The organism is Streptococcus varani, assembly GCF_001375655.1.
Taxonomy (GTDB): domain Bacteria; phylum Bacillota; class Bacilli; order Lactobacillales; family Streptococcaceae; genus Streptococcus; species Streptococcus varani.
In genome coordinates, this window is the sequence record NZ_CTEN01000001.1 from 213,965 (window position 1) to 236,559 (window position 22,595).

The following is a 22,595-nucleotide window of genomic DNA, read 5'->3' on the forward strand; positions in this document are numbered from 1 at the left end:
TCCACTCTATGCAAAAGGTTTTTCCCACTTTTCTCAAAAAAATCCTTATCCTCTTTGGAAATCAAAGTTATACTTTCTTAAAAATTTTTGCCGACCACTAGGTAGGTCTAAGTTCCGTTGCTTGGCATACCTTTGATTTTCTTTAAGGATTAATATTTCCCCAATTCCCGTAAACTGCTATGGTTTTCCTGGATCCGGCGGAACATTTTTTCCATATCAGACTTGCTAAAGTGGACAAGGACTGGACGACCGTGAGGACAATTATAGGGATTTTTGCAGAGGGCCAATTGACGCAACAAATCACGCGCCGAGTAATCATCTAGGGCATGATTGGCTTTGATACTACGTTTACAAGACATCATAATGGCTAACTCTGCCCGGTATTTCTTGATAGAAACTTCGTTGGTTAAGAGTAGCATGTCGCAAATCTCATAGATTCCAGATTCAATCTCTTCCTCTTTCATCCAGATAGGATGTTCTCGCAGAATAAACTGGTTGACACCATACTCTTCCAGGTTGACACCAACTTGACGCAAGAGATCCATTTTCTGGGACAAAAGTAGGGCGTCATTGCCTGGAAAATCAAAGATATAGGGTACTAGAAGCTGCTGGGCAGAATTGTCAACTTGACCGATTTTTTCTCTGTAATATTCATACTTGACCCGCTCCTGAGCCGCGTGTTGGTCAATGATAAAGAGCCCCTCTTTTCCTTGAGCAAAGAGATAAGTCCCGTGCATCTGACCGAAAAACTCCAACTCTGGAAAGGTCGACGTTTCCTCATGTTCCAACTGATCCACCAACTTGACCAATTCGGTTTGAGTCAGTTCGGGATGATCAGCATCCACATGTTGATTTTCTTGCCTTTGGGCAAATTGTACGCTAGCTGGTTTACTAGAACTTGTCGATTCTTCCAAGGGTTTAATGGCTTCTGCCACCGTCTCCGGTTTGAGGAAAAAGTCATTTTTGACCCTATCGTAGTAGAGATTGCTCTCCCGCAAGGGGAGACTGGTCTGTTCAGCTTGAACCTTGGTTCGAGTGCTAGACTTGGCCAGATTTTCAAGGGCATCTGGAATCAACTCCTGCTCAGAAAGAGCCTTGGCAATAGCCTGGCTAATCAGAGTCATCAGTTCCTTTTCCTTGGAAATGCGGACTTCTTGTTTGGTCGGATGGACATTGACATCAGCCAAGTAGGGGTCAATCTGGATATCAATAACTGCAATGGGGAAACGACCCACCATGAGTTTGCTGCCATAACCCTCCAAGATCGCTCGATTGAGTAAGAAATTCTTGATATAGCGACCATTGATGAGGATAGTGATGTAATTGCGATTGGCGCGGGTCAACTCAGGTAGACTGACATAGCCAGATACTTGAAAATCTAAATCATCTGCTTGGATTTCCACCATCTTTTTAGCTGTCGCAATCCCATAGACACCGGCAATGGCTTGACGGAGGTCTGCTTTTCCGCTAGTCTGCAGGAGAGTCCGGTCTTCATTGATGAGACAAAAAGCAATTTCTGGATGGGCCAGACTGAGGCGGTTGACTACATCGATGATATGAGACAGTTCGGCCTGCTGACTCTTGATATACTTGAGGCGAGCAGGAGTGTTATAAAAAAGATCCTCGACAGTCATTTGGGTGCCGACCGGTCGACTAATGGTTTCTTCACGCACCACTTCCCCACCTTTTGATTCTACTAACCAGCCGTGAGCACTCTCAGCGGTCGCCGTCTGAACGGTCATGCGGCTAACAGAGGCGATAGACGGCAGGGCCTCCCCACGAAAACCAAGGGTTCGAATGCGAAAAAGATCCGCATGACTCTTAATTTTGCTAGTAGCATGACGACGAAGAGCGAGCTGGACTTCATCTGGAAGAATGCCCGAGCCATTATCTGTTATTTCAATAGTTTTAAGACCAGCCTCCTCAATGCGAATGTTAATTTGATTGGAGCCCGCATCGATAGCATTTTCCAGCAACTCCTTGACCACACTAGCAGGACGCTCAATCACTTCACCGGCAGCAATCTGGTTGGCCAGCACTTCTGGCAATTCAATAATATGTGTCATCGTTTGTATCCCATCTACTTAGATTGCTGATGTTCTTTCATCACCGAACGAAGGCTAAATCCACAAAAAATAGCAAAAATCAGAGGTAGAAGTACCTGTGACCAGTCAAATCCCGTCACTATATTATAGATAACATAGAGACTGTTGAACAAAAGAAAGAAGCCGTAAAACACCATTTGAAATTTCTTCATAGTTACCTCGAGCATTTCATTTCTTCTATTGTAACAAAAATCCCTTACTTTTCCAAAGAACGATTGATGCAGTTCCCCTAATGATATTTTTGATACTCAAAGAAAAGCAAAAACAGCCCACGAGGAACTGTTTGCTTATTTCTCTGCTTCTTCTATCTTCTTTTCAATGGTTGGCAACATTATCAGACAGATACCACTAGCTAGAGAGCCAATGATAACTGGTATAAAGCGGTACCAAGGATGAGACTGAAGTAGGTGTACTCCCAAAACCAATGCAGAAAGCACTAGAATTAGGATGAGTAAATAGCGAAGTTGTCGAATTTTCTTCTTCAATTTGTCGTCCATATCCCCACCCTCCCGACTATAGTTTCTGCTTGAGGGCCGCTAGGGCATTCATGGCTTCCATAGGCGTCATATTGTAGACATCCAAGTCCTGCAGGGCAGTGATAACTGGGTGTTCAGGGACAAAGAGATCGAGTTGTTGGTTGGTTAATAGTGATGGAGCCTCTTTGCTTGGCGAAACCTGAGCAGATTGTTTTTCCAATTCTTGGAGAATATGGTCTGCCCGTTGCAACAATGATTCGGGTAGTCCAGCAATCTTAGCCACATGAATCCCGTAAGACTTATCAGCTGGTCCTGCCGCAATCTTGTGGAGGAAGGTGACCTGACCATTTTTTTCCAAGGTAGACACATGGACATTTTCAAGGTGATATAGTTCTTGATCCAGACTGGTTAATTCATGGTAGTGGGTCGCAAAAAGAGTCTTGGCACCAATATGGTTGTGGATGTGTTCGATAATCGCTTGAGCCAGGGCCATGCCATCATAGGTAGCTGTTCCACGTCCTAGCTCGTCAAAGAGGATGAGGGAATCTGAACTGGCCAGTCGGACGGCCTTGTTGGCCTCCATCATCTCCACCATAAAGGTCGATTGACCACTAATCAAGTCATCCGCAGCCCCAATACGAGTAAAGATGGCATCGAAGATGGGTACATCAGCTTGGTCAGCTGGAACAAAGGAACCCATCTGTGCCATAATCACAATAATGGCTAACTGGCGCATATAGGTGGACTTCCCACTCATATTGGGACCGGTTATCAACTGCATGTGGGTCTGGTCGTCCAGATTTACTGAGTTTGGAATGTAGGACTGGGCTCCCATGACCTTTTCCACTACCGGGTGGCGTCCATTTTCGACAGCGATGGTGCGACTAGCTGTAAAGTTAGGTCGTACCAGATGCTGGAGCTCTGCCACCACAGCAAAGGATTGGAGGACATCGACAGTCGCTAAGGCCTTGGCCAGCGACTGGAGCCGTCCGATATACTTTTCTACTTCCTGGCGAATCCGCATGAAAATCTCGTACTCCAGATTTGAAGATTTATCACGCGCTTCCAACATTTGACCTTCAATTTTAGCCAATTCTTCCGTTCCATAGCGTTCTGAGTTTTTCAGTGTAGCCTTACGGAAAAAATGGTCCGGCACTTGACCTAAGTTGGAATTGGTCACATGGAAATAGTAGCCATCCTTTTTATTGTAATCAATTTTGAGATTGTTGATGCCAGAACTGGCCCGCTCTTTGGCTTCCATTTCTGCAATCCAGCCCGTTCCTTCGCGCATGACGATACGGTACTGGTCCAATTGTTGGTCAAAACCCGTTTTGATGATATTGCCTTCGCTGATTGTTCCTTGGGCATCCGGATCAATGGCGGCACTTATCAGCGCATGCAATTCTGGGATAGCGTCCAATTGGGCAATCAGTACGGCCAGAGATGGATGATTGATCTGCTCTAGGATAGCCTTGATAGCAGGGACATTGCCTAGGGTTTGAGCCAACTGCAAGAGGTCTTTCGGCAAGGTTTTACCAAAAGAAACTCGACTGGCTAAACGTTCGATATCATAGACACCTTTGAGGCTCTCGGTCAAATCGCTACGTTCAAAGAAGGAATCTAGGAAAACCTGAACAATATTCTGGCGCTCCAAAATGCGCTCTTTATCCACCAGTGGACGGTCAATCCAAGTCCGCAAGAGGCGCATGCCCATGGCTGTTTTGGTTTGGTCCATGAGCCAGTAAAGACTGCCATGCTTCTTGCCTGTCCGACCGTTTTCCAGCAGATCCAAACTTGCTTTTGTCGCATAGTCCATCTGCAGGTAATCCTTGATTTCATAGCGTTGAATCTTCTGTAAATGAGACAATTCTCTCAACTGAGTTCGATGAACATAGCGGAGGAGTTTTCCAGCAACGGTCTTTTCCACAGGCGAGAGAGATGGATTGATTAGCTGAATGTCTTCCGCTACTTCTTTTTCAAGGGACAAAAGCAGATTCATTTGATTGCCGAGAATAGCTTGCTGATCTTCTGTCAAATCAAAACCTAGCACTAGTTCACGAGCTCGCAAATTCCGAACTTCACCACAGACTGCAGCGAAATCACTTAGTTTAGTGACAAAAAATTGACCGGTTGTGAGATCCATATAAGAAAGGGCGTATTCCGCACCAGCATGATCAAGGGCTACTAGGAAGTTGCTTTCTGAGTCCGTTTTAGTAGAGTCCACTACCGTCCCCGGCGTGACAATTTGCACAACAGCCCGTTTGACGACACCAACTGCCTGTTTCGGATCTTCCATCTGTTCAGCAATGGCTACCTTGTGCCCCAATTCAACCAGTGTATCAATGTATTGTTGAGCAGCATGATAGGGAACCCCTGCCATGGGAATAGGATTTTCTGCATTCTTATTGCGACTGGTCAAGGTCAACTCTAAAATCTGTGCCGCCTCAACTGCATCATCATAAAATAATTCGTAAAAGTCTCCCATGCGAAACAGTAAAAAAGCATCTGGATGCTGAGCTTTAATATCCAGATACTGTTGCATTCCAGGAGAAATTTTTTCTTTTATCATGAAATATCTTCCTCTAAAAATCGTGTAATTTCTTCTTCAAAGAGTTCTGCTGCCTCCTCATCACGGCAAATCACCAAGAGTGTATCTGCTCCAGCTACCGTCCCCAGAATCGTATCTGGTTTTTCTGCATCAATGATATTGGCCATAAGCGCAGCTTCACCCAATTCAGAATGGAGCACTAAAATAAAACTGGCGCGTTGTACCTTATAAGCATACTCTGCTAGAAGTTGTGTAAAGGAGCGCTCTCTTTCTTCTGCAGATAAAGCATAGAAAGATTGTCCATTTTCATAAGCTTTGATCAAACCAATTTCTCGTAGATCCCGTGAAAGGGTCGTTTGTGTAACAACAATACCATTTTTTCTTAAATTGGTTTGGATATCTGCCTGACGACCAATCTTATTTTCCTGAACCATCTGTTTGATGAGTTCCTGTCTTGCTGCTTTATTCATTATTCACCTCGTATTGTATAATTATCAGTATTATACCAAATTTTAGGGCTTTTTTCATTTTTTGTGGTAAAAATATGGTAGAATAGAAGGAAGAAATCTGGAGGTCATTCAATGAATCACAAAACACTTGTTGCTGAGAGATTGGCTGCTCTTATTCCAAGTTTAGAAACAGAGCAAATTTTAGCCCTTTTAGAAAAACCAAAATCATCTGAGATGGGGGACCTAGCCTTCCCTGCTTTTTCTTTAGCCAAGCTTGAACGTAAGGCTCCGCAAGCTATTGCAAGCGACATCGCTGAAAAAATAGATACTAGTGGCTTTGAAAAAGTTGTGGCAACTGGTCCTTACATCAACTTCTTTCTGGACAAGGCCGCTATTTCTCACGATATTTTAAAATCTGTTATCACTGAAAAAGCGGACTACGGCCAACAAGACTTAGGTCACGGTCGCAACGTTACCTTTGACATGTCAAGCCCAAATATCGCTAAACCGTTCTCAGTTGGACATCTCCGTTCAACAGTAATTGCAGATGCCTTGGGCCATATCTACTCAAAACTCGGATACAACTCTATCCGCATCAATCACCTAGGCGACTGGGGAAAACAATTCGGTATGCTGATTGTAGCCTATAAACTTTGGGGCGATAGAGACGTAATCGAGGCCAATCCGATCGATGAACTTCTCAAACTGTACGTCCGCATCAATGCAGAAGCCGATGAAAATCCTGATTTGGATGAACAAGCGCGTCAATGGTTCAAGAAATTAGAAGATGGCGATCAGGAAGCTTGGGACTTATGGCAATGGTTCCGTGATGAAAGTTTGGTCGAGTTCAACCGCATTTATGACAAATTGGATGTCTCCTTTGACTACTTCCACGGTGAAGCCTTTTATAACGACAAGATGGACGAAGGCATCCAAATCTTGGAAGATAAGAACTTGCTAAAAGAATCCAAGGGAGCTCAAATCGTCAACCTGGAAAAATATGACTTACCTCCAGCTTTGATCAAAAAATCGGATGGTGCAACTCTCTACATCACACGTGATATGGCCACTGCTATGTACCGCCAACGCACTTTTGACTTTGCCAAAAATATCTACGTAGTTGGTCAAGAGCAATCTCACCACTTCAAACAACTTAAGGCCGTTCTTAAAGAAATGGGCTTTGACTGGTCAGATGACATGGTGCATGTCTCTTTCGGCTTGGTCACCAAGAACAAGAAGAAATTGTCTACACGTAAAGGCAATATCATCCGCTTGGAACCAACTCTTGACGAGGCTGAAGCGCGTGCCTTAACCCAAATTGAGGCCAAAAATCCAGACCTAGAGAACAAGGAAGCTGTGGCCCACTCTGTTGGTGTGGGAGCTGTGAAATTCTATGACTTAAAATCAGACCGCGACAACGGTTATGACTTTGATCTAGAAGCTATGGTCTCTTTTGAGGGAGAAACGGGTCCATACGTACAGTATGCTTACGCTCGTATCCAATCTATCTTGCGCAAGGCTGACTTTGTAGCAAAGAGCGATGCTGATTATAGACTCAGCGATGCTGAAAGTTGGGAAATTATCAAGCTTCTCCAAGAATTTCCAAATATGGTGGAGCGTGCCGCAGACAAGTATGACCCATCCATCATTGCCAAATACGCTATCAACTTAGCGCAAGCCTTCAATAAATACTATGCTCATACCCGTATCCTGGATGAAAATCCAGAGCGTGATAGTCGCCTAGCACTGGCCTACGCAACAGGTATTGTCCTCAAAGAAGCACTCCGCCTCCTCGGCGTCGATGCTCCTGAAAAAATGTAAAAGAAAAACTTGATTTCTTCATACAAAGGAATCAAGTTTTTTCATTTAGATATCTGTTGCTGTTTGACTCATATCTGGAGTAACTTTTGGTTTTCTTACCAAGAAGAAAACAGTGACACCAAAATAGATAACAAAGAGCAAGATGTTGATGCCATAGCCCATCAGAGCGGCTGACTTAGTAAAACCCTGCATTTCTGCGGTTTCATGAATCTTTGAAATCTGATTTGTACCGATAAAGGAATAGGTAAAATAGATAAGAGTGCCAAAGAGATAGGCGATATAGGTGTAGGATGCTTTTTCGTTAGCCTTTTTGAAAAGAAAGACAATAGTAGCGATTAAGATAGCAAAAAGTGCCACTACCAGGATTTTGTTGATAATATTGGTGGTAAATGCATTGCTAGCTTTTGACATACCAATAATACCATCCAAATCACCACCAGTGATACCAGCAGCTTCCAAGCCTGAACGAATTTGTGCTTCATCAAATTTCGAGAAAAATACAGTGTATATCCTCAATACACTAGCAATCAGTGATAGGACGGCAAAAATGTATAAGTGAATCGGTTTTTTCATGTGAATCTCCATTTCTTTTTGTACTAATTTGTTGATACAATTATAAACCTTCATCTGAGACTTGTCAACCAAAAATTGAAAACGTTTTTCAGAAAGTGCAAGGAAAGAAGCTGGGTGAAAACTTCGTAATATAGTAAAAGGCATAGGATCACGTTAGTAAAACGTCCAATCTATGCCTTTTTAAATTATTCATTCTTCAAAAGAAAGACAGGGACTTGAGTTTTTCTCATAGTCTCAGTAGCAACGCTTATCCAAAGATTAGGATAGCTTCCAAATATCTTCATTGTACTGAGCGATAGTCCTGTCAGATGAGAAGAAGCCTGCTTTGGCAATGTTGACAATCACCTTGTCCAACCAAGCATCGCGGTCTTCGTAATCCGCAAGCATTTTTTCCTTGGTAGCAATGTAGTCTTCCAAATCAAGAAGGGTCATGAACCAGTCTTTGACAATCAGTTCATTATGGAGACGATAAAGTCGTTCATGGTTTCCCAAAGCCAGCAAATCACTGCTTACAATGAAGTCAACCAATGGTTTAATGCCTTCTTGCTCATAGAAGCTGTGAGCCACATAACTTTCTGTCGCGTAGAGGTCGATGACAGTTTGGCTATCTTTCCCAAAGATATAGATATTTTCAGAACCAACCAGTTCATGGATTTCCACATTGGCGCCATCATCAGTACCCAAGGTCAAAGCACCATTGAGCATGAATTTCATATTCCCTGTACCAGAGGCTTCTTTTGAAGCCAGAGAGATTTGCTCTGAAATATCAGCTGCTGGAATCAGGAAGCTGGCTGCGGTGACATTGTAGTTTTCCACCATGACAACTTGCAAATGTGGACTAACAGCTGGATCATTGGCAATCAATTCTGACAGACAAAGAATCAAGTGAATGATATCTTGGGCAATGGTGTAAGCTGGTGCCGCCTTACCACCAAAGATAACAGTCAATGGTCGTTCTGGAATATTGCCGGCCTTGATGTCCAAGTATTTATAAATGACATAGAGGGCATTCATCTGCTGGCGTTTGTACTCATGCATCCGCTTGATTTGAATATCAAAGATAGAATCTGGATTGACCGTAACTCCTTGATGACTTTGAAGATAGCGTTGGAGTTTCCGCTTATTGTGAGTCTTGATAGCTTCCAACTCTGTTTTAAGCGAATCTTTTTCTTGGATATCCAGCAAGGTTTCTAATTCACTAGCATCATGATGATAACCATGTCCCAAGAGTTCATCCAAGTAGCGAGAAAGACGTGGATTACAGTGCATCAGCCAACGACGGAAAGTGATCCCATTGGTCTTGTTGTTAAATTTTTCTGGATAGAGGTCATAGAAGACTTTGAGTTCAGAAGATCTAAGGATATCCGTATGGAGAGCGGCCACCCCATTAACAGAATAGCCATAGTGGATATCCATATGAGCCATATGAACCCTACCCGATGAGTCAATGATATGAGTTTCTGAATCAGCAACAGACAGCTTGATGCGACGGTCTAATTCTTGGATGATTGGTACCAAATGTGGCACAACCTCTTCCAAGAAGTCTAATGGCCATTTTTCCAAGGCTTCTGCCAAGATAGTATGGTTGGTATAAGCCGTCATGGACTTGACAATTTCAACTGCCTCATCCATATTGATGCCTTTTTCTGTCAGGAGACGGATCATTTCTGGAATAACCAGTGATGGGTGCGTATCATTGATTTGAATGACTGCATAGTCTGCCAAGTCATGGAGGTTACTTCCTTTTTCGAGAGCCTCATCAATGATTAGTTGGGCAGCATTTGAGACCATGAAGTATTGTTGGAAAATACGGAGCAACTCGCCTTGACGGTCTGAATCATCTGGGTAGAGGAAAAGGGTCAAGTTTTTCAAGATATTGGTCTTATCAAAGTTGATGCCATCTCTAATGATGCTACTGTCAACACAGCCTAAGTCAAAAAGACGAAGACGATTCTTTGTTTCTGTTTTATAGCCAGGCACATCAATATCGTACAAAGTAGACTCTAATTTAAAGTGAGCAAAGGGTACTTCATAGGTTTTGCTTGATTTTTCCAACCAAGATTCATCCGTCATCCAGTCATTGGGTTGGGTAAATTGTTGGTTGTCACGAAAGACTTGCTTGAAGAGTCCAAAATGATAATTGAGACCGACGCCATCTCCATTGAGACCCAAGGTGGCAATCGAATCTAAGAAACAGGCGGCTAAACGCCCCAAACCACCATTCCCCAGAGATGGCTCCATTTCCATACTTTCAATTTCAATCAAATCCTTGCCTGCATCTGCTAACTGGCTTTTGACATCCTCGTAAAGGCCCAGATTGATGAGGTTATTTGACAAGAGTTTCCCAATCAAAAATTCCGCAGAGATATAATAGACTTTTTTCTTGCTAGAATTGTTGGGTTTTGAGTTTGAACTCTGTTTGCTCAAGTCCAAAAGCGCATAGTAGAGCTCTTCGTTACTGGCTTCCTGAATGGTCTTATCATATTTATCCCTTACCAATTTCTGTAAATCAATCATTATCTGTGATACTCTCTTTCTTATTTTTCATTATTTTTTTGTTGCTGCGGCGATACGTTCTTGTCAAATCCAAGAGGTTTTCTTCCACTTGATCCGTTAATTGTTCCGCAGTCATCCGCCACACCCAGTTCCCACCCAGTGTGTTTGGTAGGTTCATCCGCGCACTTGCATCCAAGTCCAAAAGGTCCTGCATGGTCGCAATAGCCATAAAGGCTACAGATGAGAAGAGCATGCGCAACATGGTGTGGTTGATGGTCTCATCCGGTCTACGATTACTATAGTCATCTAAGAAGGCACGCGCTTCCTTGGTTACCATTTCCTCTTCGTACCAACCTTTAATAGTGTGATTATCATGGGTACCAGTGTAGGCTGCTACATTGTTTCGATGATTATGAGGCAACTCAATACTGTCACCTTCTGGATCAAAAGCGAACTGCAAAACTTTCATGCCTGGGAAGCCTGTAGTCTCTCTGAGTTCAATTACCTTATCCGTCACAGAGCCCAAATCTTCCGCAATAATATTGAGGTCTCCTAGGGCTTCCTTTATGGTCGCAAAGAGCTCAAAACCAGGAGCTTCGACACGGTAACCGTTAACAGCCGTCTCTTCTCCTGCTGGAATTTCCCAGAAAGAAGCAAAACCGATAAAGTGGTCGATTCTTACCACATCATAGAGTTTAAAGTTTTCTCTCATCCGGTCAATCCACCAGCTAAAGCCATCTTCTTTCATCACATCCCAATCATAGATAGGATTGCCCCAAAGTTGACCGATCTCTGAAAAAGCATCTGGAGGACAACCAGCCACTACACTCGGACGCCCCTCTTCGTCTGTCTTGAAAAATTGAGGATTGGCCCACATATCTGCTGAATCTGCAGCAATGTAGATAGGCATATCGCCAACAATTTCAATTCCTTTTTTATTGGCATACTCTTTCAATAGTTGCCATTGTTTAAAGAAAAGATATTGGGTAATCCGATGGTAGTCAATCTCCTCTGCCAAGCGCTGACGATAAGCTTCCAAAGCAGCAGGCTCTCGCAAGCGGATAGCATTGTCCTCCCATTCTGTCCAAGGCTGATTGTCAAAGGACTCTTTGATAGCCATGTATTCGGCAAAAGTATGGATCCAGAAAGCGTTTTCTTCTAAGAAAATAAAAAAATCATTAGGCAGCCCTTTCGCTTTCATTTTGGAAACTGCTTTTTCTAGGAGTGGTCTACGCGTTTGAAAAACTGTGGCATAGTCAACTTCACTGGGTTTGTCCCCGAAATGAAGCCCTTCAAGGTCCTGCTCCATTAACAAGCCGTCCTTAATCAAGATCCCCAAATCAATAAAATGAGTATTTCCTGCAAAGGCTGAAAAAGATTGATAGGGCGAATCCCCATAACTAGTTGTTCCTAAAGGTAGAATTTGCCAGTAGCGTTGTTCGGTCCGAACCAAAAAATCAACAAAATCAAAAGCCTCCTGACCAAGTGACCCGATCCCGTATTTGCCTGGCAAAGAAGAGATATGCATTAAGACTCCGCTTTGACGTTCTTTCATATGGATGCACCCCAATTTCATATTTGTTATCGTAAACGCAAACGTTTGCTTTGTCTTTATTATATAATGATAACGCTAACAAATCAAGTAAAAATTTTTATTTTTTTGAAAGAAGTTATTTTACAGGATTTTTCTACTATTATATATCTATTTTTCTGAAATTATTTTTAAATTTTTTTTGAAAAAACGAACAAAAGCTCTTGCAAACGTATTCATTTTATAGTAGACTAGCATTGTAAAGAAAACGTTTGCGTTATACGCGAATCCATCAATATGCAGAAAGGATATAAACTTTAATGGAACTTTCGGCAATTTATCATCGTCCCGAGTCTGAATATGCCTATCTTTATACAAAAGACGCTATGCACATTCGCATACGTACTAAAAAAGATGATATTTCGTGCATTAATCTCCACTACGGTGATTCTGTTATTTTTCACGAAGACTCTTATGAGCACCAAGTCTCAATGACGAAAGTTGCTTCTGACAATCTATTTGATTATTGGCAAGCAGAGGCCCAAGTTGAGTTTGCTCGCATTCAGTACATATTTGAAATTGAGGCTCTAGACCATCAAAAAGTTCTTTATGGCGATCGAGGAGTAGTTGAATTTACAGATGAAAATTTTAACTTTTTCATGAATGGATTCAAACTTCCCTATTTTCATGAAGTTGACCGATGCAAGGTTCCTGAATGGGTAGCAAGTACTGTTTGGTACCAAATTTTCCCTGAACGATTTGCCAATGGTAATCCTAGTTTATCTCCTGAAAATAGCTTGCCTTGGGATTCAAAGAAATCTCCTCAGAACGGTGATTTCTTTGGCGGTGATCTACAAGGTGTCATAGATAAACTTGATTATCTGGAAGATTTGGGAATTACAGGCCTATACTTCTGCCCTGTCTTTGAAGCACCAAGCAACCATAAATATGATACCCTTGATTACTTTGAAATTGACAAACATTTTGGAGATAAAGAAGTATTTAAAAAAATGGTTGACGAAGCTCATGCCAGAGGAATGAAGGTCATGTTAGATGCGGTATTTAATCACATCGGATACTCTTCTCCACAATGGCAAGATGTCTTACAAAATGACGAAAAATCCGCATATAAAGATTGGTTCCATATCCAACAGTTCCCCGTTACGAAGGATAACTTAGGAAACAATCGTCAGTTGACTTACCATGCTTTTGCCTTTCAAGGGCATATGCCTAAGTTGAATACAGCAAATCCTGAAGTTAAAGAATATTTACTCAGTATTGCTACTTATTGGATTGAACATTTCGATATTGATGCTTGGAGATTGGATGTTGCAAACGAGATTGATCACCAATTTTGGAAAGATTTCCATAGGGCTGTAACTACTCAGAAATCTGATTTGTATATTTTGGGTGAAATTTGGCACTCCTCACAACCTTGGTTAAATGGCGATGAATTTCACGCTGTCATGAATTACCCGCTTTCAGAAAGTGTTAAAGACTACTTTTTGAGAAAAGGGCTCTCAACTAACCGTTTCGTTTCAGACATTCAAAGTCAGTCCATGTACTACAGACGTCAAGTTGCTGAAGGAATGTTCAACCTGTTGGATTCTCATGATACCGAACGGATTTTAACCACGGCCAAAGGGAACATCAACGCTGTTAAATCAGCATTAGCATTTCTCTTCCTTCAATTAGGTACTCCATGTATCTACTATGGAACCGAAGTTGGACTCACAGGAGAACACGATCCTGATTGTCGAAAAGTAATGCCTTGGGAACCGGCGGATCAAAATCTAGAACTCTTGAACTTCATGAAAGAGTTGATTGCTCTTCGGAAACAACACCAAAACGTTATCCAATTTGGAGAATTCACACTTTCACAAGGAAAAGATGGTTTATTGAGGATTCACTATTCTCTTGGTGAAACACAACTAACCGCTTTCTTTAATCAAACAAACAAGTCTTTACCTATTTCCCTCAAAGGTAAAACTCTACTTTCTATTAATACTAAAAAAAATACAATCTCTTCTTGCACTCTCCACACTGATGGAGCTATAATTTTAGGATGTAATCTGTGAGGAGGCATTCTATATAAAAAGTCAATAGGAAATTCTAAAAAATAAAAAAACACCCTCACTGCGATAAACTTGATAACCAAGTTAGACAATCGTCTGGAGGATGCACCTATCATTTTACTACTTTTAGTCTAAAAGCTCAATTTTAGACACGCAAAAAATCTTGCCCTTGAGCAAGTTTTAAAAATAATTCTTGATTTTATAGTTTTTACCTTAGTTTAGCCTCGTCAAAGGTTTGCTTGGTTTTGAGCAGATGGTAAATAATACGAGTCAATTTTTTGGCGACATGTGTTACAGCTACGTTGTAGTGCTTACCTTGGCTTATTTTCAATCTTAAATAGGCTTTAAAATGCGGAGAATAAATCGAGATGAGTTTAGCAGCTTGTATTAGAGCATATCTCAGATAAGACGAGCCTCGCTTTACCATATGGCCAGTATTATCCATTTGTCCTGATTGGTAAATAGCAGGATCTAATCCTGCGAAAGCTTGAAGTTGATTTGGATTTTTGAAGTTATTAATAGTCTTAATTTCAGCTAGAATCATAGCACCAAGGCGGCTTCCGATTCCAGGAATAGAGGTGATGGGAGACTCTAATTCAGCCATCAAGAGATTCATTTCTTCTTGAACTTGGTTAATCTGTTTATCGTAGTGTTTAATGGTTTCAATTAATTGTACTAGTTCTAAGGATAAAGCAGGTGAAGCATTACCAATAGTCTGTTTGGCTGCTTCTTGTATTTGATGAGCCTTATCAGCGGTTAGACGTTTAATTTTAAGTAATGATGAGAAGTGAGCACGAGCTAACTTTTGTGGAGAAGGATAATTGGTTAGTAAGTTATAGATAAACTGATTATGAAGATTACTAACAATTCCGTGGAGTTCAGGGAAAATAATATCAAGCAATCTGATGTATAAGTTCTTGCATTTGGATCGTGACTGGATTAAACGATTTTGATAGCGTGTGAGCTCTTTTAACTCATCCATTAATTTGTCTGTTTGATAATATTCAGGCGTGATATCAGACCGTAGTTTACGAGCAATTAAAAGAGCATCTTTCCTATCAGTCTTAGTTTTTCTGAGAGACTGTGATTTGGCAAATTCCTTGATAATAAGAGGATTATAAGCGAAAACAGTATATCCCAACTCTCTTAAGAAAGCAATGATGTTATAGCTATAATGTCCTGTACTTTCAAGTGCTATCTGGACATCTTTTGTGATAGGAGAGAGCTGTTTTAGTTTGAGTTTAAGCTGATGAAAGCCTTGATAAGAATTGGCAAATCTGTAGTTAATTATTATTGTTTCTCCAGTTTCATCAATGCAAGCTAAATCGTGTTTATTTTTGGCAATATCGATACCAACATAAAGCATAAGTTTCTTATTCCTTTCAAAGTGAATAGTAGCTGTTGTTCGTTCCACGCACTCTTTGTCTTGTATCCTTACATAAGATAAAACGTCAAAGCGATTGGAAATGATTACTAATCCACAGCGCTGAACTAAGTATAAAACAAATCTAAAAAATAATTAAGAAAGGGTTTATACTGGCGGGAGCTACCCGCTAATATAAATATAAGGAAATAATATGGTGTAATTTTACTGATATGTTGACTGTAGTTTTGTGTATTTTAAGAAAGGTAAAACCATGAATAAACATATATTCAAAAACATAATCACCCTCACAGCTAGCGCAACTTTACTATCCTCACTAGCATGCAATGCTCCTATTATCGTCAACGCTGATGATACCTCCTTAGCACTTGGACCTGTCACCCCAAAAGATACTATTTATCAAATTATAACTGATAGATTTTCTGATGGAAATATTGATAATAATATTCCTACAGGATTTAACAAAGAACTCTTTGATGGTTCAGGTAAAGACTTAAAACTCTACCAAGGTGGAGATTGGCAAGGCATCATTAATAAAATCCCTTATTTGAAAGAAATGGGCATTACAGCTGTCTGGATATCTGCACCTTACGAAAATCGTGACACTGAAATTCTTGATTATCAAAAGGATGGTCGCGTTGATAAATGGACAAGTTTCCATGGTTATCATGTGCGTAACTACTATGCAACAAATAAACATTTTGGAACTTTAAATGAATTTAAAGCTCTTAGAGATGCTCTCCACGAAAATGGCATAAAATTAGTTATTGATTTTGTAACAAATCATACAAGTCGCTATCAAAACCCAACAGCAAATTTTAAAGCTGAGGATGGGAAACTTTATGCACCTGATAAAACTGATTCCGGAAAATATGCTATTGATTCCGAAGGGAATCCTTACGATTTCAATAAAGACGGAATTACTGAAAATCTTATCGCTGACCCTAACAATGATACAAAAGGTTGGTTCCATCACGAAGGTGATCGTGCAGGAGATGATAGTCGTTGGGCATTCCGAAATAAAGAGCTGGGTTCCTTAGCAGATTTCTCTCAGGAAAACAAAGAAGTTGTTAGCTTTTTAGAAGGTGCGACAAACTACTGGGTTGGAATGGGAATTGATGGCCTTCGCCATGACGCTACATTACATATGAACCCTGCATTTGTTAAAGGTTTAAAAGATAATGTAGCTGAAAAAACAACGATCTCTCATTTTGGTGAATACTTCATTGGAAGGCCTGATCCTAAGTATGGAGACTATATTTATTTCCCTAAACAAACCGGTGTTAATAATCTAGACTTTGAAATGTATCGCTCATTAACATCTACTTTTGGAGACTTCAGCAAGTCAATGAAAGATTTTGGTGAAATGCTTCAATATACTCAAAAAGATTACGAGTATGAAAATCAAGCAGTAACCTTTATTGATAACCACGATGTTACACGTTTTGGCTTTGTGCAACGAGAACCAAAAGTTTATAACGCTGGACTAGCTGCACTTTTGACAAGTCGTGGAACTCCAAATATCTACTACGGAACCGAACAATATGTTCAACCTACCGATGCTAGTGACGTATCTGGCCGAGTGTTCATGGATAAAAACAGTTCCTTTAATACCAATACTACAGCATATAAATTAATTAGAGCCATATCTGATTTACGCAAAGATAACGATGCTATCGCTTACGGCGAAACAAATGTTATGTATAGTGATACTGATGTTATCGTATTCGAAAGAAAATTCTATGATGATATTGTACTGGTTGCAATCAATCGTCGTCCTGACCAAAGCTACACAATATCAAATGTACATACTAACTTGCAAAATGGCAAGTACACCGACCATTTGAATGGACTATTGAATGGGTCAGAGGCAACTGTATCCAACGGAGTTATTGCTAATCTTGAGTTGTCTGGTGGAGAGGTCAATATCTGGAGTTATAAGGATACATCTACTAAAGCTCCTAAAATTGGAGATGTCGTCTCTACAATGGGACGTGCTGGAAATACAGTGTATATCTACGGTAAAGACTTTGAAAATGCATCTAGTGTTAAATTTGGAGATGTAGAAACACCAATTTTAGAAAATACAGGTACTAAAATCAAAGTTCAAGTTCCAACAGAAGCAGTTCCAGGTTATAATAAGATTACAGTTTCAAGTTTATCTGGAACAAGCAATCAATTTGATTATAATGTCCTCTCCGGCGACCAAACTCAAGTTGTTTTCCACGTAAAAGCTGACACTAATGTCGGCGAAAATATTTACGTTGTTGGTAATATCCCTGAATTAGGAGATTGGAACCCCGACAAATGCTCAGAAGCTTTCTTAAATCCAAAACACCCAGAATGGTACCTACCTGTAAGCGTACCTGCTGGTAAGGAAATTAAGTTTAAATTTATCAAGAAGGATGCCAGTGGTAAAGTTATCTGGGAAGAAGGTATCGCTGATAGAAGCGTTGTCTCTTCAGATGACTCTGCTGGTGTTATAGACACTCCAATATATAACTGGGGTCAATAATTTCATTATTTCATAATTCAATACATTAAAATAGGAGGAAAATCGTTATGGAATTTAATTTTAAAAAAGCTGCATTCTCAGCTTTAATTGCAACATCTGTTGTATCTCTTGCTGCCTGTGGAGCTGGAAACAAGAAAGCTGACAACACATCTGAATCTAAAGAGTTGACCGTCGCTGTCGATAAACTCTACGTAGACTATATGGAAGGGATCAAAGCTGACTTCGAAAAAGAAAATGGTGTCACAGTCAATGTAAAGGCTGTTGACCAAAGCGATGTGCTTACTAACCTTCCTATCGATGGTCCTACAGGTGAATCTCCAGACGTTATGATGGCACCGTATGACCGCGTTGGTGGTCTCGGTTCAGAAGGTCACATTGCCGAAGTTACAATCAGAAATGAAGATAACTTCGATGACACAGTTAAAAACCTTGTGCAATTAGATGGCAAAACTTTTGCTGAACCATCAGTTATTGAGACATTAGTTCTCTACTACAACAAGGACCTTGTTCCAAACGCACCAAAAACTTTTGCTGATTTAGAGGCTCTTCAAAAAAACGATGCATTCAAATTTGAATCTGAAGCAGGTAAATCTACTGGTTTCCTCGCAAACTGGACAAACTTCTACTATGCTTATGGCTTGACAGCTGGTTACGGTGGCTATGCATTTGGTAAAGATGGCACTGATGCAAGCGATGTCGGTGTCGCAGCTGGCGATTCTTTGAAGGCGCTCGAATATGCTAAAACTTGGTATGACCAATGGCCACAAGGTATGAAAGACATGACCAAAGCAGGTAGCTTTGCTTCTGACCAATTTATCAAAGGTAAAGTTGGTGCATTGATTGATGGACCTTGGGTTGCTGCTTCATTCAAAGATGCAGGAGTAAACTACGGCGCAGTTAAGATTCCAACTCTTCCAAATGGTAAAGAATACAGCCCATTTGCAGGTGGTAAAGCTTGGGTCATCTCTAACTATTCTAAGAATAAAGAAGTAGCCCAAAAATGGCTGGACTATGTTACAAATGATGAAAACCAAACAGCATTCTACGAAAAAACTCAAGAAGTTCCTGCCAATGTGAATGCCCGTAAAGTCGCTTCTGAAAAAGGAACAGATATTACAAAAGCTGTAATCGAACAATTTGATAGCTCTAAACCAATGCCAAACATTCCTCAAATGGCTGAAGTTTGGGAACCATCTGCTACTATGTACTTTGATGTTGTATCTGGTAGCAAGACTCCAGACCAAGCTTCTAAAGATGCATTGAAAACAATCAAAGATGCAATTGAACAAAAGTATGGTAACTAACCTATTGTAGCAATTGGCTGAGCATTATCATGGTAATGCTCAGTTTTTGCTACTGAGGTATGAAAATAGATAGAAAGAAGGAGAATATGATAGATAAAGGGAAAACAAAAAATCCAAACTTGGCTATGTTTCTCTCTATTATCCCTGGATTGGGACAACTATATAACAAACAAGTTATAAAAGGGGGATTCTTTTTAACAATTTTTTTATTGGAAATTGTTGAAATTCTTACATTTGGAATTCGCGCAATCAACGATTTGATTACATTAGGCTCTACACCTATGGAAGATCACTCTCTGTTTATGCTCATAGAAGGGGCAATTCAGATTCTGGCCTTCATTCTAATGTTTCTACTTCATGCTGTTAGCATGGCTGATGCAAAACATACGGCCCAGTTGATTAATCGTGGCAAAAAAGTTCCCGTGACGTTGAAAGAAACATTGCTGGGGATTTATGAAAAGGGATTTGCCTATATTCTCATCATCCCTGCCTATATCACTATGATTTTTGCAATCGTCTTTCCTGTCATTGTAACGCTATTCATTGCATTTACAAACTATGATTTCCGTCATATTCCACCAAATAAGTTATTAGATTGGGTTGGCTTTAAAAACTTTTTGAATATCGTGCAACTCAGTACCTTCAAAAGTGCTTTTACGTCTGTTTTATCTTGGACAATTATTTGGACCTTACTTGCCTCTACTCTTCAGATAGTAATTGGTGTCCTTGTAGCGATTGTATATAATCAGCCTAAAGTCAAATTCAAACGTATTTTCGGAGTTATCTTTCTATTACCTTGGGCTATTCCTGGCTTTGTATCCATCATGAGTTTTAGTAATTTTTTCAATGACTCAATTGGCGCCATGAATATGCAAGTTATTCCCTTCCTAGAACAAATTTTTCCATTTTTAAACTTTGGTTTGATTTCGTGGAAGACAGATCCAACTTGGACAAAGGTTGCGGTTATCATGGTGCAAGGTTGGCTTGGTTTCCCATATATCTACATCTTGGTATCTGGTATCCTCCAATCTATTCCACAAGACCTTTATGAAGCTGCAACTGTGGATGGTGCAACTGCTTTGCAAAAATTCTGGAAAATTACTTTACCAATGATTTTGGCAGTAGCTGCTCCAACCTTTATCTCTCAGTATACCTTTAACTTTAACAACTTCTCTATCATCTATCTCTTCAACAATGGTGGTCCTGGTAGTGTCGGTGGTGGTGCTGGCTCAACAGATATCCTGATTTCATGGATTTATAAGTTGACAACACAAAATGCTCCACAGTTTTCAATTGCAGCAGCAGTCACATTGGTTATTTCAATCATTGTCATTTCAATCTCATTGATTACCTTTAAGAAGTTCAATGCATTTAACATGGAGGAAGATTAAATGAGTCAATTTTCATTAAAAGGTGGTATGAAACGCAAACAAAGACTGACTTCATTCTTTACCTATGCATTTCTCATACTGGTTTCAATTATTGTTTTGTTCCCCGTCCTAGTTACTGTTAGTTCTGCTTTCAAACCAGGAAATGTGATTGCATTTACACTTGATTTTAATAATAGTTGGACACTTAATAATTTCACCAGGTTATTCACTGAAACAGATTATGGACGTTGGTATTGGAACACTTTGGTCGTTGCTTTTTGGACTATGGTGGTACAAGTTACCATCATCACCTTAACGGGCTACGCTTACAGTCGCTACAAATTCGTTGGTCGTAAGAAAAGCTTGATATTCTTCCTAATCGTCCAAATGGTTCCTACAACTGCATCTTTGACTGCTTTCTTCGTTATGGCTTGGCTATTCAATGCTCTCAACCAATACTGGTTCCTCATCATGATTTATGTCGGTGGTGGTATCCCGATGAATGCTTGGTTGATGAAAGGTTACTTTGATACTGTTCCTTACGATTTGGATGAATCAGCCAATTTAGATGGCGCAGGTCATTTAAGAATTTTTTATCAAATCATCTTACCTTTAGTCCGTCCAATGATTGCGGTTCAAGCTCTCTGGGCATTTATGGGACCATTTGGTGACTTCATGTTGGCAAAATTCTTACTGCGTTCACCAGACTACTATACTGTCGCTATTGGTTTACAAACCTTTGTTTCTGATGCGAAACGCCAGCAAGTCACTCTCTTTGCTGCTGGGGCCATTCTCGTAGCAATCCCAATTTCCATCCTATTCTTCTTCTTGCAAAAGAACTTCGTTTCTGGATTGACAAGTGGTGGTACCAAGGGTTAAGATTGTATATGCAAAACATGTCAGAGTGGGCAAGCAAGCTTGTGCCACTCTTTCTTATCAGATTTTCAAGATTATACGCAAAGAAAATCAAAGATAGATGCGGTAAAGCGACGCAGACATACCTAGTATTAGGCAAGGAGCTTTAACAAAGACTAATGTTGATTTTCAAAGACTATCCGATCAGAATCTTTGGAAAAACGCTTGTTCCATAGCATCTTAGAGCTTTTTGTGTTATATTATTTGTGGATAAATAGTAATCGTATCCTATGAAAGAAAGGACCCAACATGCAGCCCTACCCACTCTCGTATTTTTCAAGTATTTTTACGGCTAAAGATAGTTTCGCCAAACGAAAAGATTCTAAAATCTGGCAAAAACTTTTGACAACCTTCTTTCTCATCGCCCTCTTAGTCATTCCGACCTCTATTCAAGTTGCCAACCTTAAGACCTATCCCTTAGACACCTTGCTTGAGGGAGTCTATGATCCGCTGACTCAGGAGGTTATGCTGGACTTTAAGCAAGCTCAAATCGTGGGTGACCAATTCCTCTATTCTGGCAAGAGTCACGAGAAGGTTTATGCTTCGGAAACTCCTCAAGATGTCCAAGGTTTTTCCTATCAATTCACAAAAGAAAAACTGATTATCCGCAAAGATAAGGAAAATCTAGCAGAGATTTCTTATCAGCACTTTTCCACTAAGGATTTTGCTGACAGAGCTTCTTTGACATCTGCCATTTCCCAAGCCTGGTTTAGAGAGAACCGAATCCCAACTAGCCTACTAATCATGGGCATATCTAGCTTACTTTTAGCCATCAACTTTATATTTTTGATCCTTGGATCTACTTTGATTCTCTGGCTGATTTCCAAAACTAAATTTTTTGATTTTAGGAACTTTGGAGAGTGTTATCAGTTCTCTCTCAACTGTTTAGGTCTCCCTACTTTATTGGCCTGCTTATTTGGACTTTTTCAACAACCCATCCAAACTGTTATCCTGGTGCAAAATATGCTCTTTGCCCTCGCCTTGGTCTGGGTATTCTACAAGACACGTTTCCGTGACTTAGACTAGGAGATTT

The 22,595-nt window shown here is 40.4% G+C and carries 16 protein-coding genes; 7 read left to right on the forward strand and 9 right to left on the reverse strand.

The genetic code is table 11. The features are described from left to right. Positions 1 to 149 precede the first annotated feature (149 nt). The 5 genes from mutL to argR form a co-directional block, all read right to left on the reverse strand. Positions 150 to 2,066, reverse strand: coding sequence for a DNA mismatch repair endonuclease MutL (gene mutL / locus BN1356_RS01195; protein ID WP_093649616.1), 1,917 nt, complete (start codon positions 2,064 to 2,066; stop codon positions 150 to 152). A 14-nt stretch (positions 2,067 to 2,080) separates the two neighbouring features. Further along, entirely contained in the window at positions 2,081 to 2,257 is a 177-nt protein-coding gene (locus tag BN1356_RS12555; RefSeq protein ID WP_176694196.1) for a hypothetical protein, read from the reverse strand. Between the two features lie 135 nt (positions 2,258 to 2,392). Then, the gene (locus BN1356_RS01205; protein ID WP_093649618.1) at positions 2,393 to 2,602 is read right to left on the reverse strand and encodes a hypothetical protein; all 210 of its coding nucleotides are present in this window, start codon (positions 2,600 to 2,602) and stop codon (positions 2,393 to 2,395) included. Between the two features lie 16 nt (positions 2,603 to 2,618). Continuing rightward, the gene (gene mutS / locus BN1356_RS01210; RefSeq protein ID WP_093649619.1) at positions 2,619 to 5,150 is read right to left on the reverse strand and encodes a DNA mismatch repair protein MutS; all 2,532 of its coding nucleotides are present in this window, start codon (positions 5,148 to 5,150) and stop codon (positions 2,619 to 2,621) included. Continuing rightward, positions 5,147 to 5,599: an arginine repressor gene (gene argR / locus BN1356_RS01215; RefSeq protein ID WP_093649620.1), complete on the reverse strand. Its 453-nt coding sequence runs from the start codon at positions 5,597 to 5,599 to the stop codon at positions 5,147 to 5,149. Before argR ends, mutS begins: the two co-directional genes overlap by 4 nt. A 111-nt stretch (positions 5,600 to 5,710) precedes the next feature. On the opposite strand from argR, the gene argS reads away from it, so the two are divergent. Next, entirely contained in the window at positions 5,711 to 7,399 is a 1,689-nt protein-coding gene (gene argS / locus BN1356_RS01220) for an arginine--tRNA ligase (protein WP_093649621.1), read from the forward strand. A gap of 45 nt (positions 7,400 to 7,444) precedes the next feature. On the opposite strand, the gene BN1356_RS01225 is transcribed toward argS, so the two are convergent. From BN1356_RS01225 to malQ, 3 genes are all read right to left on the reverse strand, one after another. Then, the gene (locus BN1356_RS01225; protein WP_141651813.1) at positions 7,445 to 7,972 is read right to left on the reverse strand and encodes an ABC transporter permease; all 528 of its coding nucleotides are present in this window, start codon (positions 7,970 to 7,972) and stop codon (positions 7,445 to 7,447) included. A gap of 258 nt (positions 7,973 to 8,230) precedes the next feature. Beyond that, positions 8,231 to 10,489: a glycogen/starch/alpha-glucan phosphorylase gene (locus BN1356_RS01230; RefSeq protein ID WP_093649623.1), complete on the reverse strand. Its 2,259-nt coding sequence runs from the start codon at positions 10,487 to 10,489 to the stop codon at positions 8,231 to 8,233. Next, positions 10,482 to 12,023 (reverse strand): 4-alpha-glucanotransferase, encoded by a 1,542-nt coding sequence (malQ, locus tag BN1356_RS01235; RefSeq protein ID WP_093649624.1) that lies wholly within the window; start codon positions 12,021 to 12,023, stop codon positions 10,482 to 10,484. The genes BN1356_RS01230 and malQ overlap by 8 nt, the downstream gene beginning before the upstream one ends. A 296-nt stretch (positions 12,024 to 12,319) precedes the next feature. On the opposite strand from malQ, the gene BN1356_RS01240 reads away from it, so the two are divergent. Then, the gene (locus BN1356_RS01240) at positions 12,320 to 14,077 is read left to right on the forward strand and encodes a glycoside hydrolase family 13 protein (RefSeq protein ID WP_093649625.1); all 1,758 of its coding nucleotides are present in this window, start codon (positions 12,320 to 12,322) and stop codon (positions 14,075 to 14,077) included. 205 nt (positions 14,078 to 14,282) lie between these two features. On the opposite strand, the gene BN1356_RS01245 is transcribed toward BN1356_RS01240, so the two are convergent. Next, positions 14,283 to 15,440 (reverse strand): IS110 family RNA-guided transposase, encoded by a 1,158-nt coding sequence (locus BN1356_RS01245; RefSeq protein WP_093649626.1) that lies wholly within the window; start codon positions 15,438 to 15,440, stop codon positions 14,283 to 14,285. A gap of 271 nt (positions 15,441 to 15,711) precedes the next feature. On the opposite strand from BN1356_RS01245, the gene BN1356_RS01250 reads away from it, so the two are divergent. From BN1356_RS01250 to BN1356_RS01270, 5 genes are all read left to right on the forward strand, one after another. Beyond that, positions 15,712 to 17,973: an alpha-amylase family glycosyl hydrolase gene (locus BN1356_RS01250; protein ID WP_093649627.1), complete on the forward strand. Its 2,262-nt coding sequence runs from the start codon at positions 15,712 to 15,714 to the stop codon at positions 17,971 to 17,973. Between the two features lie 47 nt (positions 17,974 to 18,020). After that, complete coding sequence (locus tag BN1356_RS01255) at positions 18,021 to 19,277, forward strand: extracellular solute-binding protein (RefSeq protein WP_093649628.1); 1,257 nt, start codon at positions 18,021 to 18,023, stop codon at positions 19,275 to 19,277. An 86-nt stretch (positions 19,278 to 19,363) separates the two neighbouring features. Continuing rightward, positions 19,364 to 20,668: a sugar ABC transporter permease gene (locus BN1356_RS01260; protein ID WP_093649629.1), complete on the forward strand. Its 1,305-nt coding sequence runs from the start codon at positions 19,364 to 19,366 to the stop codon at positions 20,666 to 20,668. Next, positions 20,669 to 21,526 (forward strand): sugar ABC transporter permease, encoded by an 858-nt coding sequence (locus BN1356_RS01265; RefSeq protein WP_093649630.1) that lies wholly within the window; start codon positions 20,669 to 20,671, stop codon positions 21,524 to 21,526. Positions 21,527 to 21,811: 285 nt separating this feature from the next. Then, positions 21,812 to 22,588 carry a DUF1189 family protein gene (locus BN1356_RS01270; protein ID WP_093649631.1) on the forward strand — a complete coding sequence of 259 codons (777 nt, stop codon included), beginning with the start codon at positions 21,812 to 21,814 and terminating at the stop codon, positions 22,586 to 22,588. The last annotated feature ends 7 nt before the right edge of the window (positions 22,589 to 22,595 follow it).

Excerpts from the sequence above, each read along its gene's own strand:
- mutS (WP_093649619.1), bottom strand. The coding sequence starts at position 5,150 with ATGATAAAAGAAAAAATTTCTCCTGGAATGCAACAGTATCTGGATATT.
- BN1356_RS01250 (WP_093649627.1), top strand. The coding sequence starts at position 15,712 with ATGAATAAACATATATTCAAAAACATAATCACCCTCACAGCTAGCGCA.
- BN1356_RS01240 (WP_093649625.1), top strand. The coding sequence starts at position 12,320 with ATGGAACTTTCGGCAATTTATCATCGTCCCGAGTCTGAATATGCCTAT.
- BN1356_RS01245 (WP_093649626.1), bottom strand. The coding sequence starts at position 15,440 with ATGCTTTATGTTGGTATCGATATTGCCAAAAATAAACACGATTTAGCT.
- BN1356_RS01260 (WP_093649629.1), top strand. The coding sequence starts at position 19,364 with ATGATAGATAAAGGGAAAACAAAAAATCCAAACTTGGCTATGTTTCTC.
- BN1356_RS12555 (WP_176694196.1), bottom strand. The coding sequence starts at position 2,257 with ATGAAGAAATTTCAAATGGTGTTTTACGGCTTCTTTCTTTTGTTCAAC.
- BN1356_RS01205 (WP_093649618.1), bottom strand. The coding sequence starts at position 2,602 with ATGGACGACAAATTGAAGAAGAAAATTCGACAACTTCGCTATTTACTC.
- argS (WP_093649621.1), top strand. The coding sequence starts at position 5,711 with ATGAATCACAAAACACTTGTTGCTGAGAGATTGGCTGCTCTTATTCCA.
- BN1356_RS01255 (WP_093649628.1), top strand. The coding sequence starts at position 18,021 with ATGGAATTTAATTTTAAAAAAGCTGCATTCTCAGCTTTAATTGCAACA.
- argR (WP_093649620.1), bottom strand. The coding sequence starts at position 5,599 with ATGAATAAAGCAGCAAGACAGGAACTCATCAAACAGATGGTTCAGGAA.
- BN1356_RS01225 (WP_141651813.1), bottom strand. The coding sequence starts at position 7,972 with ATGAAAAAACCGATTCACTTATACATTTTTGCCGTCCTATCACTGATT.
- mutL (WP_093649616.1), bottom strand. The coding sequence starts at position 2,066 with ATGACACATATTATTGAATTGCCAGAAGTGCTGGCCAACCAGATTGCT.
- BN1356_RS01230 (WP_093649623.1), bottom strand. The coding sequence starts at position 10,489 with ATGATTGATTTACAGAAATTGGTAAGGGATAAATATGATAAGACCATT.
- malQ (WP_093649624.1), bottom strand. The coding sequence starts at position 12,023 with ATGAAAGAACGTCAAAGCGGAGTCTTAATGCATATCTCTTCTTTGCCA.
- BN1356_RS01265 (WP_093649630.1), top strand. The coding sequence starts at position 20,669 with ATGAGTCAATTTTCATTAAAAGGTGGTATGAAACGCAAACAAAGACTG.
- BN1356_RS01270 (WP_093649631.1), top strand. The coding sequence starts at position 21,812 with ATGCAGCCCTACCCACTCTCGTATTTTTCAAGTATTTTTACGGCTAAA.